Origin of the sequence: Paenibacillus spongiae (assembly GCF_024734895.1) — a bacterium.
In the GTDB taxonomy this organism is placed as follows: domain Bacteria; phylum Bacillota; class Bacilli; order Paenibacillales; family Paenibacillaceae; genus Paenibacillus_Z; species Paenibacillus_Z spongiae.
Map to the genome: position 1 here is coordinate 659489 of NZ_CP091430.1, position 16066 is coordinate 675554.

Annotated in this window: 13 protein-coding genes; 7 read left to right on the top strand and 6 right to left on the bottom strand. The window is 57.2% G+C overall.

What is annotated here, in order from left to right; translation table 11 throughout:
* Positions 1-86: 86 nt before the first annotated feature.
* The gene (locus tag L1F29_RS02940) at positions 87-851 is read left to right on the top strand and encodes a DODA-type extradiol aromatic ring-opening family dioxygenase (RefSeq protein ID WP_258386911.1); all 765 of its coding nucleotides are present in this window, start codon (positions 87-89) and stop codon (positions 849-851) included.
* Positions 852-906: 55 nt separating this feature from the next.
* Here the strand turns inward: L1F29_RS02940 and L1F29_RS02945 are convergent, their stop codons facing one another.
* The 6 genes from L1F29_RS02945 to ilvA all read right to left on the bottom strand — a co-directional run bounded on the left by L1F29_RS02945 (position 907) and on the right by ilvA (position 5464).
* Positions 907-1185, bottom strand: coding sequence for a transposase (locus tag L1F29_RS02945; RefSeq protein ID WP_258386912.1), 279 nt, complete (start codon positions 1183-1185; stop codon positions 907-909).
* Positions 1186-1272: 87 nt separating this feature from the next.
* Positions 1273-1416 carry a hypothetical protein gene (locus L1F29_RS02950; RefSeq protein WP_258386913.1) on the bottom strand — a complete coding sequence of 48 codons (144 nt, stop codon included), beginning with the start codon at positions 1414-1416 and terminating at the stop codon, positions 1273-1275.
* 213 nt (positions 1417-1629) lie between these two features.
* Positions 1630-2010, bottom strand: a complete 381-nt coding sequence (locus L1F29_RS02955; RefSeq protein WP_258386914.1) for a zinc ribbon domain-containing protein — start codon at positions 2008-2010, stop codon at positions 1630-1632.
* Positions 2011-2035: 25 nt separating this feature from the next.
* The gene (locus L1F29_RS02960; RefSeq protein ID WP_258386915.1) at positions 2036-2641 is read right to left on the bottom strand and encodes a TVP38/TMEM64 family protein; all 606 of its coding nucleotides are present in this window, start codon (positions 2639-2641) and stop codon (positions 2036-2038) included.
* 15 nt (positions 2642-2656) lie between these two features.
* Complete coding sequence (locus tag L1F29_RS02965) at positions 2657-3847, bottom strand: MFS transporter (protein ID WP_258386916.1); 1191 nt, start codon at positions 3845-3847, stop codon at positions 2657-2659.
* Between the two features lie 348 nt (positions 3848-4195).
* A complete protein-coding gene (ilvA, locus tag L1F29_RS02970) occupies positions 4196-5464 on the bottom strand; it encodes a threonine ammonia-lyase IlvA (protein WP_258389585.1) in 1269 nt (422 codons plus the stop codon).
* Positions 5465-6144: 680 nt separating this feature from the next.
* On the opposite strand from ilvA, the gene L1F29_RS02975 reads away from it, so the two are divergent.
* The 6 genes from L1F29_RS02975 to L1F29_RS03000 all read left to right on the top strand — a co-directional run bounded on the left by L1F29_RS02975 (position 6145) and on the right by L1F29_RS03000 (position 16065).
* Positions 6145-7056, top strand: coding sequence for an effector binding domain-containing protein (locus tag L1F29_RS02975; protein ID WP_258386917.1), 912 nt, complete (start codon positions 6145-6147; stop codon positions 7054-7056).
* 157 nt (positions 7057-7213) lie between these two features.
* Entirely contained in the window at positions 7214-8434 is a 1221-nt protein-coding gene (locus tag L1F29_RS02980; RefSeq protein ID WP_258386918.1) for a copper amine oxidase N-terminal domain-containing protein, read from the top strand.
* Between the two features lie 83 nt (positions 8435-8517).
* Positions 8518-9423, top strand: coding sequence for a 2'-5' RNA ligase family protein (locus L1F29_RS02985; RefSeq protein ID WP_258386919.1), 906 nt, complete (start codon positions 8518-8520; stop codon positions 9421-9423).
* Between the two features lie 319 nt (positions 9424-9742).
* Positions 9743-12238, top strand: coding sequence for a (Fe-S)-binding protein (locus L1F29_RS02990; protein WP_258386920.1), 2496 nt, complete (start codon positions 9743-9745; stop codon positions 12236-12238).
* Between the two features lie 119 nt (positions 12239-12357).
* On the top strand, positions 12358-14721 hold the full coding sequence (locus tag L1F29_RS02995) for a 3-hydroxyacyl-CoA dehydrogenase/enoyl-CoA hydratase family protein (protein ID WP_258389586.1): 2364 nt from the start codon (positions 12358-12360) through the stop codon (positions 14719-14721).
* Between the two features lie 123 nt (positions 14722-14844).
* Positions 14845-16065 carry an acetyl-CoA C-acyltransferase gene (locus L1F29_RS03000; RefSeq protein ID WP_258386921.1) on the top strand — a complete coding sequence of 407 codons (1221 nt, stop codon included), beginning with the start codon at positions 14845-14847 and terminating at the stop codon, positions 16063-16065.
* Position 16066 lies beyond the last annotated feature (1 nt).

The window sequence follows — 16066 nt, forward strand, 5'->3', positions numbered from 1 at the left end:
GAGGAATGGCTGCATTTTAGTTACTTGACACAATTAAATATAAAATGTAAACTAACTTACATAAAGTAACTACAGGAGGGGTTTTAATGATACCTGCACTGTTTCTTGCACACGGATCACCGATGCTTGCGATTGAACAAACGCCGTATACGGCATTTCTAGAGAAGCTCGGCAAGCAATACCAGCCTAAGGCGATCGTCATTTTCACGGCTCACTGGGAGACGGAGAAGGTTACGATATCCGCTATGGATGATGAATATGACACGATTTATGATTTCGGCGGCTTCCCGGATGAGCTGTATACCATTCGATATAAAGCGAAAGGATCGACGGCAATCGCCTCGCTGGTGGAAGAGAAATTAGCTTCGCAAGGCATCGCCGCCGGGAAGGATACGCAGCGGGGGCTGGATCACGGGTCATGGACGCTGCTGCACCGCATGTATCCGCATGCGGATATCCCGGTCATCCAGGTTTCGGTTAATCCATACAGATCGCCCGAGGATCAGTACAAGATTGGGGCAGCGCTGAAAGAGCTTGGCGGGGAGAACATCATGGTGATCGGGAGCGGGGTCACCGTTCATAATTTACGGATGATCCATTGGGGCCAGACCGCTCCGGAGCCATGGGCGGTCGAATTCGATGATTGGCTGCTGGAGCACATTGAGCGCAAGGACGTGTCGTCTCTGTTCCGTTATGCCGAGCTGGCGCCGCATGCCAAATTGGCGGTGCCGCGAGCGGAGCACTTCGTACCGCTGTTTATCGCGATGGGAAGCGGTAATCAGCCCCAGGCAAGCGTCATCCACCGGAGCTATGATATGGGTACCCTTAGCTACCTTTGCTTGCAATTCTAAGACTGCGCCTAATAAAAGGCCCCGGCCTGCGGTGAACCGCGTGCCGGGGCTTGCTTTATTTGTCGCCGCGGTCGATGTGACGGCGCGGACCGCTGGAGCTGCTGTCGTCTTTAGGCTCTGGAATGAGCCGAGGATCGGTGCGGCCTAGATGATGGTTGTCGAAATCAAATTCGGCGAGCTCCCACTCGGTGGACCCGAGCATGACGTTGGCAGGAAACCTCTGGCCACGCTTCAATTTGACTTCGGCCCCCCATTCATCCTTGTAGACGCCGTCGACTTCGACGGTTTCGCCGGATACGGGCAGCATTGTATAATGGCGTTCCTTCTCGCTCATGAAGCACTTCCTCCTCGTGACTTATAGCTTGAGCCGGTTCTTCTGGAACCGTCAGTCAACATGTAGGATGCCCGAACTTCGACGTCATTATAATCCGTGCTTGGGAACCGCGCTGCGGTCGGCTTCCGACTGCTGCCGGCTGGCTTGTTCCTTGCCCTTGCCGGTACGGTCGGCCTCTGATTGGGCTTGACTGGCTTTACGTTGTCGATTGGAAGGCTGTTCACCGGACATGGTTGGACCTCCTAAAAGTTTGTGGGTGTGCCGCTTCCGAAGGAGCGGGTGGGAACAAACTCGCTGCGGAAGCATAGGCTTAGTTTCTGCAGGCATCGCCCTAAGGTATCAACAACTCGCTAAGAAGGCATACGCGCAGTTTTTTTGCGCAGCCATCTACAGTGTGCTGTAGTTGGAATCATTCTATGCACCGGCATCGATGCTGCCGTTAGCTTACTGAAGCCGGAGACCGCAGGACGGACAGTGAATATCATCATGGGTAACTGTCGTGTCGCAAGCGGGACACGGTTCATGGAAGGGCTCGGCTGATGAGCGAGCTTTGACCGTATCAAGATCTTTCCCGGATTCTTCAGATCCGCCCCCTTGACGGAGGTGTGCGGGGGTGCCGAACAGCGTTTCGACAAACTCCTTGATCTGTTTATGCTTGTCCGAGTCGTCCGTCGTTAATTTGATAACAAATATCATGGCGCCAACCAGCGCTCCGACCAGAAGGAGGACGAGAACGGTAGCAAGGCTGCTTCCCCAGTTAATCGCAGCATGTCGGCTGAGCCCGCTGTCAATGATAAGGATGCCATGATGGATAGCATGCCACATATCGTTCACCATCCCGCCCAGTCGGTCATTTTAGCTCATACCGCTTCTCAAGCTGCTTGCCTGCGACCCACATTGCAAAAATAAGCACGCAGGTCAGCACGATGCGCCACGGCTCCTTAGCCAGATTAACGATATCGAAGCTGAGCAGCGACACGCTGAAAATCATGACCGCCTTGCCCAGCAATACGGCTACGACAAAAGTATGAAAAGGCACTTTACTGAGTCCGGAAACGACATTGATGATGATGGAAGGCGAGAACGGGAAACAAGCCAATAAGAATATAGGCGTGAAGCCCCGCTGCTCGATCCAGTTGAAGAATCGCTTCGACTTCGGAAATTTTCGCTGCATCCACGGGCCGAACTTCGTACCCAGCTTGCGGGCAAGCAGAAAAACGATGAGCGAGCCGCCGCAAACCCCGATCCAGGAAAATAACGAGCCGAACCAGAGCCCGTAAATATTCGCATTCACCGCCACGAATACAAGCAGCGGCAGAATCGGCAGGAACGACTCCACCATAGTCAGCCCAATGCCCAGCAGAGGTCCGAAGGCCGAGTAGCTTTCCAACGTTTGTTGCACCTGATGCAGATCCAAATCTTTCAGCTCATGAATCCATTCATTCCATTGACTCATTCTGTATCCACCTTGTTATTTCGTAGGACTTGCGTTGTCCGCGAACACACGGAACGGAAACCAAATATAGAATAAACCGATCAGCCCGTACATAAGGGCGGCGTACCAGACGACGGCGGATTCCCCCATATGGGAAGCCATGACGCCGCCGATGACGGGTCCGATCATGCCGCCGACGCCCTCGACGGTAGAGAAGATGCCCCATCCCAGGCCGGACTGCTGAGGCGGCACGTAAGCGGCAAGCAATGCGTTCCATGCCGGCAGCAGCGAGGCATAGGACAGGCCCAGCACGGCTGCGAGCAGCATGCTCTCCCACAGAGGAGGCTCCAAGGATAGTCCGAACAGGGCTGCGGCGATAAGAACAAAGCCGAGGACGAGGAACCACTTCTTGCCCCCGAGCTTGTCCGACAGCCGTCCGAACGGGATAAGGCCGATAGCCGTGCACGCACCCCCGGCAAGCAGCAGCAGCGAGTACTGCGCGCCTGTCATCCCGAGCTTATTCTCCGCGAAGCTCGGGAGAATCGGCACGAGCATTCCTGCGCCGGCGGTTTGCAGAATCATTCCCGGCAGCAGAAGCTTCATATGGCGAAGGCGGTCGCCCAGAATAACCAATTGTTCTCTTAACGGCAGCGTAGTGACGGCCCGCGTCTTCCGGTTGCTGATGAACAGCGATAGGATCCAGCAGAGAAGCGACAAGGAGAGCAGCGAGTAATACGTAAGGGGGGTGCTGTAATCGAGTACGATATTGCAGATGATCGGTCCCGACCCAAGCCCGACGAGCCAAATCGTATACAGGAATCCCATTTGCGTCGCCCGGTTCTCTTCGCTTACTTTCGTCAGGCAGACGATCCAAATCGGCGAGATTCCGACTCCATACAAGGCCGCTGCGACAATAAACAGCCACGGCTGAAAGGCGAACTGAAGCAAGAAAATTCCGGCCAGCGAAGCGAGCAGACCCGTATGGACGACGAAACGGATTGAAAACCGGTCGAGCAGGTAGCCAATTCCCATTTTGAGCACGGTGTCCGTCAAATAATGCGCCGTGATGGCGATACCAATGATATCGAAGTTGAGACCGAGCGTTTTTTGGCCGAATATCGGGAGAAAGCTGATTAACGAAGCTCCCCGAACGAACTCTACGAAAAATAAGATGACCGAAAATAAGACGATTTCCGGTCCAAACCATCGGTTTCCAATCCTACTCACTCCGCTTACTCCCTTACTCTCGAGTACTCTCTCGAACATAACGTGTGTTGAGTCGGATTGTTCTGGCTGCGTGCGTATGACGAAAGGCTGCTCCTTCCATTATAGGCAAGGATGGCGTAAAGTCCTAATTTTTAGGTAGAATGACGCGTGATTTGATAAAGCCTGCTTCATGTTCCGCGTCTTATTACTAAACGATTGGGGTTGTCATTGCGTTTCATTAATTTTCGTTAAAGACCGCGGGATGTGCGTTACGGAAATCGAACTGTGCAGCGCTCACTCAGCGGGTACAGGAAAGCCTGGAAGGATCCTTCCAGGCTGCAGGCCGATAGCCGGTGCTTAAATCTGTGCTCAAATCAACAGATTGAACAATAACGGATCTTTGTTTAACTCAATGAAATGGTAGCCCTTCTTATGCATGCGTGCAACGAGAGGCTCGTAATCCTCCCGATTCTTCAGCTCCAGGCCGACAAGAGCGGGACCATTGTCTTTATTGTGCTTCTTCGTATATTCGAACCGGGCAATGTCGTCGTTCGGACCGAGCACCTCGTCAAGAAATTCGCGAAGCGCTCCGGCACGTTGAGGAAAGCTGAGCATGAAGTAATGCTTCAGCCCTTCATAGACCAGCGAGCGTTCCTTGATTTCCTGCATCCGGTCGACATCGTTATTGCCGCCGCTTACGACACATACGACCGTCTTGCCGGCGATCTGATCGCGGTATTGATCCAGGGCGGCAATGGCAAGCGCGCCCGCAGGCTCTGCTACGATGGCATTCTCATTATACAGATCGAGCATGGTCGTGCATACTTTGCCTTCCGGCACCAGTACGATGTCGTCAATCAGCTCCCGGCACATGCGGAATGTAAGCTCCCCAACCCGCTTGACTGCAGCGCCGTCGACGAATTTGTCGATCGTATCCAGCGTCGTGACGGCTCCTTCGCTGATGGACTTGCGCATGGATGGCGCGCCCTCCGGCTCGACCCCGATAAGCTTCGTTCCGGGCGAGACGGCTTTCACATAAGCGCCGACACCGGCTGCAAGTCCTCCGCCGCCGACGGTAACGAAGATGAAGTCGGGAGTCGTCTCCATCGCTTCGATAATTTCCTGGCCGATCGTACCGTTGCCTGCAATGATCTTGGGATCATCGAAAGGATGGATGAACGCCATGTCGTTCTGATCGCAGACCGCAACGGCTGCGGCGTAAGCATCGTCGAACGTATCGCCGGTCAGAATCACCTCGACCTCAGGCCCTCCGAAAAATTTGACCTGGCTCACCTTCTGACGGGGGGTTGTGCTCGGCATGAATATTTTGCCGGGTATGCCCAGCGCTTGACAGGAATAAGCGACGCCCTGCGCGTGATTGCCGGCGCTGGCGCAGACGACCCCGCGGGATAACCGTTCCGGCGGAAGCGACTTGATCAGATGGTAGGCGCCCCGCAGCTTGAAGGAGCGGACGACCTGAAGATCCTCCCGCTTCAGCAGGACGTTGCAGCCGTATCTGGCGGATAACACCCGATTATGCTGGAGCGGCGTACGCACCGCCGTTTCTTTGACGTGCATCTGCGCTTGTGCGATTTCCGTCATTCCTACCCAAGATTCATTGTTGGTATGGCTATTCATCATTTGTTAACCTTCCTTTCCCCATCTAAACCCGCATACAAAAAAATCCCGTCCCTGGAAAGGGACGAGATTGTGTCTCGCGTTACCACCCTACATTCCGGCCGCCTCCATCGAAAGAGATGCGTCCGGCGCTCTGCCGCGTACTAACATACGCGCTCCGTGTAACGGCGGATACCGTCCAATGCTTATCGGTGCAGGATTAGTGGAACCTGGCCGGTTCGGCATGGCTTCTCGGGGAGGATGCGAATCGTCAGTTGACAAACATCGGCTTGCAGCAGGATGCCGACTCTCTGGAGAATGCCAGGTCTAACGCGCTTGTTCCCGTCAACGAATGTCGATCTGTCGGAATATTCTTGTTATACTCCCCTCGTTCCGAAATGTCAATCGTTATCTTCCGCGTTTATAAGGAGTTAACGAAATTTTCACCTGTGTTCGCCTATTCAACCTTGCGGCCTGCTAGTATAGTAGATTATGGAAGCGTTCCCGTTTGCATGGGTGGAGAGAGATTGTGATGCTTCCGGACATGGTCGTGCGGTTAAAGAAAAGGACGGGAGAGGATGCGCGGGGCGGGTGAACTGCAACGGCTAAGCGTTCGTCGCAGAGAATCATGCTCATATGATGTGCTGCCGCTGCAGGAAGCGGCAGGAAGGTATACCCCCAATTGATCGGAGGTTGTTCTAATGACGGTTCAGATTAACCTTGAAGAGCTTATTCAAGTTCGGACTGCCGTAACGGAGAAGGTTCATCTCGTCGGCTTGAAGGGTGCCAACGATTATGAAGTAGAGAAGCGGATGTTCGCGGAACTAAAGGCGCGTAACGATGAGATTCCAAACCGGATCGGCGCGGACGAGTACCTCGTCATCTTTGGCGACGGCCTTCTCGTGGCGGCGCAGGTTACCGAATTCGGCCAGCTTCCGGAGGGGATGACGGCCTATACGCTGGAGCCGGACGAGCATGCCGTCTTCCGCTTTGAGGAGAAGCATATTTGCGCCTTCTGGGAATATTTCTGCAGCCCGGACAACCAGGCCAAGTATAACCTGAATATCGATAAGCCCCGGTTTGAGATCTTCAAGGAAAGCCTGCAGCCGGCAGGGATGACGGAAATTTATTTTCCGACGCATGACCGGGAAGTGAAGGTGCTGGCCCTTGGCGAGCTGAAGCTGGTGGGCTTGCGGGTAATCTGCAAGAACGGAGGCGAGTACAAGACCGAAATTCCGAAAGCGGCGGCCGAGCTGAAACGGCGCATTGGCGATATTGACAGCAAGACCGAGCCTCAGCGGATGATCGGCGTGTTCGTTCCGGGCGATTACTCCCAACAGGAGGACGGCTATTGGGTATGCGTACAGGTGGATGACGTCGCATCGGTTCCGGAAGGCATGACCTCGTTGATCGTTCCTCCCCAGTCTTACGCAGTGACCCTTCATAAGGGACGGATTGATATGATTTTTCGCACGTACGAGCTGCTTCATCATTGGATCGCCGAGCACGGTTATGAGCGGATTCAGCGGTCATGGCATCTCGAAATCTATGAACAGTGGGGAACGCCCTCTGACACGGTCGAAGTGATGCTGCATGATACGATCACGGTATAGAGGCTGTTATAAGCAGCTGCTGCTAGCGAAATTTACTAGACGATAATAGAAGGACTAGGCTACTATAAACGGAGGTTGTCCGATTGTAAGATTCTTCTTATTCGGCCAATCAAGTGCAGGGCCCGCAATGCGAATTGAACTATTGGAGGGTATCAAGTTGAAATTGTTGAAATCATTCCGCACATGGAAAAGTTTGACCGTCTTAACGCTCGCAATGGCAGTAACACTTTCCTTTGCAACGGCAGGCATGGCTGCCCCTGCATCGGTGAATTCTTCTCCCATTCTCGTTTATGTCGAAGATGAAGAGATCGAATTCAACGTTGCGCCGGTGGTGCAATCGAATACGGTGTATGTGGAATTCCGCTCCTTGTTCGAAGCGCTAGGTTATACGGTCAATTATGATGTGAAGACCAAGTCGATTACAGGCGAGTCGAGAACGGTTAGCATCCAGATGAAGATCGGATCGAGCGATTCGCTGGTGAACGGCAAGCCGTCCGCGGTAAAGGCCAAGCCGATTGCCGTCAACGGACGTACGCTTGTGCCTCTTCGTTTTATCGGCGAAGCTTCCGGTCTCCTGGTAAACTGGAGCAAAGGGGTAGTGGAGCTGAAGTATAAAGCTCCGACGGCCGAAGACTTAGCCGGTATTAAAGCGTTGTTCGATCAGCAGGAAGCCTTCATGGCGAAGAAGGATTACAAAGGGTTCCTGTCTACCATCGACCCTTCGTCCGAGCTTCTTAACGGGCTGGAAGAGCACTTGAGCAATCAGCCGGCCGACGACGTCGCGACCGTGACCACGTTCGAAAATTTCGAGGTGGAGGAATGGTATCAGGACGAGGCAGGCGTGTGGTTCGATGCGGTAACGAAAAAATCGGGCAGCGAGGGCTTCCATCTCGACCGCACCGATGCAACGTATGCAATCGTATTCCGTGCTGCTGACGGCAGCTGGAAGCTGTATGACATCGAAATCATAGAATCGGCTTACTTGAACGCGGAAGAGATGGTTAAGCAGGAGGCGACAGTGCCGGATGCGGAGAAGACCGCGATACTGGGTGCGGTAGAAGCTAACTTGAAGGCTCTCAACGCCGAAGATGAGGAGGCGCTGATCGCTACCTTCGATCCGGCCACCGTGGTACCGGGCTTGAAAGAAGGGTTCGCCGACTTCTTCGCGGATTACGACTTGAAGTATGCGAACGAGAAGGTTTCGATCGCCTATTACAAAGACAGCACCGCTTACGTCTATGTCGTACAAAAGATGGAAGTGATTAAGGGCGACCTGACGGGAGACCGGACTTATAACGTGTACAAATTAACGAAGGATAAAGCGGGCAAATGGCTTATCGACACGAATGCGGAAATGTTCAAGTATGAAGAGCTGTAGGGAATAGGAAAGGTGCGGACCCCCGGGTTCGCACCTTTGTTATATCCTTATGCAAATCTTGTCGATTCAATGGGGGATTCAGGGTGAAGCTAGATTCCTATAACGGACAGCTGGTCAAATTGACCATGGACAATGGCGAGGAGCTGCTTGTTCAGCCGCTTGAGCCTGAAGACAAGAATCAGGGAACATACCGTGTGCGGTCGTTTACTGCCCGCATGCATAGCAGGTTCGACGCCGTCATCGTCTTAGAGGAGCAGCATGTCGCAGCGGTTGAGGTTATGCCGGAGGAAATGAGGAGCGGCCTTGCCCTGACGCTTAACCATGTGCCGGATATTCTGCAAGCCTATGAATCGTTGAAGGATGTGAAGCTTCCATCCAAAGTTTCCTTCGGACGATTTAAACGGGATGACGATGCGGAGGGCGGACAGACGTCGATGTACGCCGTGGAGCTATTTTTCGATACGGACATGGATCGCTGCGTGCGCCGAAGCTGGCGGGAGCTTCATGAGCTCGGGATCTCCAGCGGCATGCACGAGATTGAGGAGCTGCGTCCGCATATAACGGTAGCGGTATACAACGAAGTGGAGCGGATTGAGCCGCTGCTTGAGAAGGTCGGGGTTTTCATGGCGGAGCGGAAAGCAATGAGCTTGAAATTCGACGTTGTCGGCACGTTCCCGACGACGCGCACATTGTTTCTATCCCCGACGATAACGGAGGAGCTGATTCAATTCCATGCCGACTATTACGCGCAATGCGGCGGAGAATGGATGGCTTCGGTCTCCCCGTTCTATGTACCGGGCAGCTGGAATCCGCATTGTACGCTTGCGACCAAGCTGGACGGAGAGCGGTTTATTCAAGCGGTGGCGCATGTCATGCCGCAATTTATGCCGCTGCGTGGAGAGACGGCCGAATTGGGCGTCGTGAAGCTTCACTGGAGAGAGGGACGCTGTGTAAGGAGCCCGTTAGTGAAAGCTTACAGGTTTGCATGATGGAACGGTAAGAGTAAGAATAGCCGGCTTAAATAAACGGCTCATGTAGAGACCCTGACGACCCGCTTCGGCTTAGCCGATTATGGGACGCCGGGGTCTTTTGGCATTGGCCGTTGGCTCGCCAGTGTTTACCGCTCGTTGCTGTGCCGCGATATCTGCCGCACATCCCGGCTGCAGGTGCATGTTCAGACCATGCAAGACATATACATCATTAATGGGCTGTTTTGTAAGCGCTTTATAACTTGTCCGCAATAGGCAATCAAGCTCACAGGGCAGGAATACCGTCATCTCGATCCTGTATGACAAAGGAGGGATCCGTGTGGCGCAGCTTAATCCGTTCACTTCGTTAGATGCGGCACAGCTCGTACGATGGATCTTGTTTCTGGCTGTGACCGCGGCCGCGCTCCGATGGTTTGTCGCAGCAGTTATGAGGCGTGTCGGATATATCCGATTGGGCCAAATGCCGCCTCCGCCGCCTCCGCGCGCTTCGCCGGCCGATTTTCCGTTAGAAGAAGGCGAATCGGCGCAGGAGCGGAACCGGCAGAACCCGGCGCAGTTCTCCGGACAGACAGAGGGGGCAATGGGTCGGTTCCGGGGATGGGCCGCTCACGTATTCGGCCACCGGAAGCTGCTGAAGGACATCCGGAGCGGCGTCCTTCATTTGGTTCTGTTCTATGGCTTTATTGTGCTTCAACTCGGAGCGGCCGATCTGATTTGGAAAGGCTTAACCGGGTCGGCGCTCCCGATTCCCGCTTACGGGCTGTTTCTGACGATTCAGGAGGCAACCGTGCTGCTCGTGCTGGCAGCTGTTCTTTATGCGGGCTACCGCCGGTATGCCGAGCGGCTGGAACGGTTGAAGCGGGGCTGGAAACCGTCGCTTGTGCTGTGGTTTATCGGCGTGCTGATGATCACCGTTGTGATGACGCAGGCATTCGAGCGGGTGCTGGAGGCAAGGGGGGCGCCGGCGGACTCGGTCGAAGAGGCCGGCACGGCTGCGGTCATGCAGGCCGACCATGTTTATAAGCGGGGCGGCGCGGATGCTTCTGCGGTATGGGAGCCGCTGCATCCGCTGCAGGCCATCGAGTGGCTGCAAGTGTTCATTTCGAATGATAAGAGCGGCGATGCTGCCGGGGATATAACGGCGAGCGGAGCGCCGGTATCCTCCGCGATTGCCGAAGCGCTGCTGGGGATGGGAATTTCGCGAAGCGCAGCCGCAGCCGGTCATGAATTGTTCTGGTGGCTGCACTATGGGGTGCTGTTGGCTTTCCTCGTTTATGTGCCGCAGTCGAAGCATTTTCATATTTTGTCGGCCCCGGTTAATTTGTGGCTTCGCCGCCGCCGCCCGCCGGGAGCGCTCGCCCCGCTCGATCTGGAGGACGAGGAGGCCGAGACCTACGGGGTCGGGCAGGTCGAGCATTTTACGCAGAAGCAGCTGCTGGATCTGTATGCCTGCGTGGAATGCGGCCGCTGCACGAACGTCTGTCCCGCCTCGAATACCGGGAAGCTGCTGTCGCCGATGCATCTGATCGTGAAGCTCAGGGACCACCTGACGGAGAAGGGAGCGGCCGTAACGTCCAAATCGCCTTGGGTGCCGGCATTCGCCGCCGGCGGAACGCAGCGGGGAGCCCATGTGATGGACAGTATGATGCCGGTATGGTTCGAAGATGGAGACGCAGGTACAACGATTGCTCCGACAATGGCCGCACAGCGTCAAGCCTGGAGCAAGCAGCCGGACCTGTCGCCCGATCAGGTGGAGCTGCTCGGAGGCGTCATGACCGAGGAGGAGCTGTGGTCGTGTACGACATGCCGCAGCTGCGAAGAGCAATGTCCGGTGGGCAACGAGCATGTCGACAAGATTGTCGATATGCGCCGTTATCTCGTTCTCATGGAAGGGAGGCTTCCGACGGAGGGGCAGCGGGCTCTCCAGCATATTGAGCGCCAGGGCAATCCGTGGGGACTGCCCCGGGCAGAACGGGCGGCCTGGATCGCCGCTTACGAAGAGGAAGGCGGGAAGCCGCTCGTAACGGCGAAAGAGGCGGCTAAGAGCGGCGAACAGCCGGAGCTGCTGCTCTGGGCCGGTACGATGGGCGCATTCGATCAGCGCAGCCGGCGAGTGCTCTTCGCGCTTGTCAAGCTGCTCCAGCATGCGGATATTCCGTTCGCCGTGCTTGGCGGCGAGGAGCGCGGCTCCGGCGATACGGCCAGACGGATGGGCAACGAGATGCTGTTCCAAACGTTGTGCCGGGATAATATCGAGACGCTGTCCCGTTATGGAATCCGTCATATCGTGACGATATGTCCGCATACCTTCAATGCGATGAAGAATGAGTATCCCGATTTTGGCATGAGCGGGGACATCGTGGTGGAGCATCATACGACGTTATTGGACCGGTATGTCGCGGAAGGCAGATTGAAGCCGGTTTATCCGCTGTCCGAGAGAATCGTATACCACGACTCCTGTTATCTGGGCCGTTATAACGGGGTATACGATGCCCCGAGAAGGCTGCTGCGGGCAATACCCGGCGTTCAGCTGCTGGAGATGGAGCTTACCCGGCAGAACGGAATGTGCTGCGGCGCGGGCGGAGGGCTCATGTGGATGGAGGAGCGGAGCGGTACGCGGGTAAACGAGGCACGGGTCGCGCAAGCATTGGCCGTGCAGCCGACGATGATTGGCTCGGCGTGCCCCTACTGCTTGACGATGATGGAGGATGGCGTCAAAATGCTGGCCGGGGACGAGGGCGTCCGCACGCGCGATGTTGCGGAGATGCTTGCAGATAGCGTCTTCGGAAGCGGTGATGGGAACACGAAAGCGTAAATGAGATTGGGCGAGGAAGAAAATCGTTAGGAATGGTTGGACAAAAGGGGGGAACGAGAGTGGGGGCAGTTACGCAAGGGGCGCAAGTGCGCCGGGCGGCGGTTATCGGCTCGGGCGTCATGGGCGCGGGCATTGCAGCTCATCTGGCCAATGCCGGCATGAGCGTGCTGCTGCTTGACATTCCGCCATCCGCATTGACGGAGGGCGAGCTGAAAGCGGGACGGACGCTAGAGGATCCGGCGGTGCGCAGCCGTCTGGCCGTCAGCGCTGTAGAGAAGCTGGCATCGTCGCAGCCGCCGGCGCTGTACGATCCGGCTTATATCGGACGGATTACGCCGGGTAACCTGGAGGACGACTTGCCCAAGCTGAGCGGAATGGATTGGATTATCGAGGCCGTTGTGGAGCGGCTGGATGTGAAGCGGGACGTCCTGGCTCGCGTCGAATCGGTATGGAAACCGGGCACGATTGTGTCCTCGAATACATCGGGGCTGTCGGTGACGGCCATGGCGGAGGGGCGTGGAGAGGCGTTCCGGCAGCACTTTGCCGCAGCGCATTTCTTCAATCCGCCGAGGCATATGAAGCTGGTGGAGGTGGTGCCGACGCCGGATACGGATCCCGCAGTCACCTCGAAGCTCATCGATATTTGCGAGCGGAGGCTGGGCAAAGGCGTCGTCAAGGCAAAGGATACGCCGAATTTCATTGCGAATCGGATCGGGACATACGGCATGCTGGTGACCATAGCGGCGATGCGGCAATTCGGGCTGACGGTCGATGAAGTGGATGCTTTGACCGGCCCGGCTATGGGCAGGCCGAAGACGGCGACATTCCGCATGCTCGATCTCGTCGGACTCGACACGCTGCTGCATGTGGTCGATAACGTCCGCGGGCGGAGCGCCAGCGAGGAGGAACGGGCGGCGTTCGCGCGCCCTCCGGAGCTTGAAGAGCTGATCCGTCGCGGATGGATCGGCGAGAAGGCGGGGCAGGGCTTCTACCGGAAGATCAAGCGCACCGGAAGCGGCAGCGAGATCGAGACGATTGATTTGGCCACCATGACATACGCAGCCCGCCGGAATATAAGCTCCCCCGTTATAGAGTCGGCCAAGGCTGCCAAAGGGGCGGCAGAGAAAGTCAAAGCGCTCCTCTTTACAGACGTGAACGATCGTTATGCCAGGTTTGCGTGGGCAACGGTGAAAGAGGTGCTGTTATATGCGGCCCGGCAGCGGGGGCATGTCGCCGACTCGATCGTCGACATCGACCGTGCGCTCGTATGGGGATTCAACTGGGAACTGGGCCCGTTCGAGCTGTGGGATGCCATCGGACTGGAACGATCCGTAGAACGCATGAAGGCGGAGGGCGATGACGTTCCCGGTTGGGTAGAGGCATGGCTGTCCGCGGGAAACGGCACCTTCTACAGGACGGATGGCTTGCAGCGGTTCTATGCGGGCGATGCCGGGGAATGGCTGCCGGTGCCCGAAGAGACGGACGTGATTCCGCTTGCGGCGCTCAAGAAGGCGGGACGTATCGTGCTTGGCAATGCGGGGGCGAGCCTGATCGATATCGGCGACGATGTCGCATGTCTGGCCTTCCATTCGCCGAACAACGCGATCGGCGGGGATATCTTGACGGCGATCCGGCAGAGCGCGGAGGAAGTGAGCCGGAACTGGCGCGGGCTGGTCGTGGCGAACGAGGGGCGGCATTTCTGCGTCGGGGCGAACCTGATGCTGCTCCTGATGGAAGCGCAGAATGGCGACTTTGACGAGGTGGACGACATTATCCGGCTGTTTCAGGACAGTATGCTGGTACTCAAGAGGCTCGACCGGCCCGTCGTCGCCGCGCCGCACAGGATGACCCTGGGAGGCGGGGTGGAGGCCTGCCTGCCGGCGGATGCGATCGTATTCGCGGCGGAGACCTATTATGGGCTCGTCGAGACCGGTGTCGGCTTGATTCCCGCAGGAGGCGGCTGCAAGGAAGCGGCGATACTCGCCGCATCGCGAGCCGGCGCGGGCGGCGATGTCCAGCCGCACTTGAATGCGCTGTTCGAGACGATCGCGATGGCCAAGACGTCTACCAGCGGATTCGATGTGCAGCGCATCGGCCTGAAGCGCCCGCAGGACCGGACCGTCATTCGCGGAGAGACGCGGATTGCCGAAGCGAAGCGGACCGTACTGGAGCTGGACCGGGCAGGCTATACGCCGCCTGATGCGAAGGCGCGCATCAGGGTTGCCGGCCGCGATGGGCGGGCCGTGCTGCAGCTCGGCGTAGAGGCGATGCGGCTCGGCGGACATATCAGCGCGCATGATGCGCACATCGGACGCAAGCTCGCGCATGTGCTTGCCGGCGGGGATGCTGCGCCGGGAGCGGAAGTGAGCGAGCGGTACATGCTCGATCTGGAACGCGAAGCGTTCCTCAGTCTGTGCGGCGAGCCGCTCACGCAAGCGCGGATGCGCCATATGCTCGCTACCGGCAAGCCGCTTCGCAATTAATAAGTGAGCGTGATTGAGCGCGGGCGGCAGTCGAAGCTGGCATGCGGAAGAATAAAAATAATACTAAGTATTACTTAGAATGACCGACGAAGGGGACATCATTCCCAATAAGGAGGAACTGCCTTGACGAATCCGACTACAAGTCCGACAACGGGACGTGATCCCGTTATCGTATCGGCGGTGCGGACGGCGGTCGGCCGGGCGAAGAAAGGGAGCCTGGCCGACACGCGCGCGGAAGATATGGGGCGCGCCGTGCTTCGCGCCGCCGTCGAGCGCGTGCCCGGGCTGACTCCCGAGGACGTCGAAGACGTCATTATCGGCTGCGCGATGCCCGAAGGCGAGCAGGGATTGAACTTTGCCCGCATTATGTCCCTCTATGCGGGCTTTCCGGTCGCGACGCCGGCTGTGACCGTGAACCGCTTCTGCGCTTCAGGGCTGCAGGCCATCGCTTACGCCGCAGAACGGATCAGGCTCGGCGATGCCGACGTGATCGTCGCCGGCGGGGTAGAGAGCATGAGCCATGTGCCGATGACCGGCTTCAAGACGGCGCCGCATCCCGGCATTGCGGACGCTATGCCGGAGATCTATATGGGGATGGGCCACACCGCCGAAGAGGTGGCCCGGCGCTATGGCGTGACGCGCGCGAAGCAGGATGCCTTCGCTGCCGGCAGCCACAAGAAAGCGGCTGCCGCCATCGCCGCCGGCAAGTTCCGGGACGAAATTATCCCGCTGCATGTGCGGCGCGAAGGCGTCGACGACAACGGCAGACCTTGGGCGCGTTCATTCGTCTTCGATACCGATGAATGCGTAAGGCCGGATACAACGCCGGATATTCTCGCGATGCTCAAACCGTCCTTCGCGAGAGAAGGGACGGTAACGGCCGGCAATGCATCGCCGGTGAGCGACGGCGCGGCGGCGGTCGTCGTCATGAGCCGCGAGCATGCGGATCGGATCGGCGCGGAGCCGCTGGCTACCTTCCGCGTGTTCAGCGTTGCCGGCGTCGCGCCGGAAGTCATGGGGATCGGCCCCATCGAAGCGATCCCCCGGGCGCTCGGCCGAGCAGGCATAAGCCTCGAGCAGGTTGGCCTGTTCGAGCTTAATGAGGCGTTCGCCGCGCAGTGCGTGCCGATCATCGAGCGGCTGGAGCTCGATCCGGACGCGGTCAACGTGAACGGAGGGGCTATCGCGCTTGGGCATCCGCTCGGATGCACAGGGGCGAAGCTGACCGTATCGCTTGTTCACGAGCTGCGGAGGCGGGGCGGAGGGATCGGTGTCGTGTCCATGTGCGTCGGCGGCGGCATGGGCGCTGCGGGGGTACTGGAAGTTCATGGCGAAAGGAGCTGAT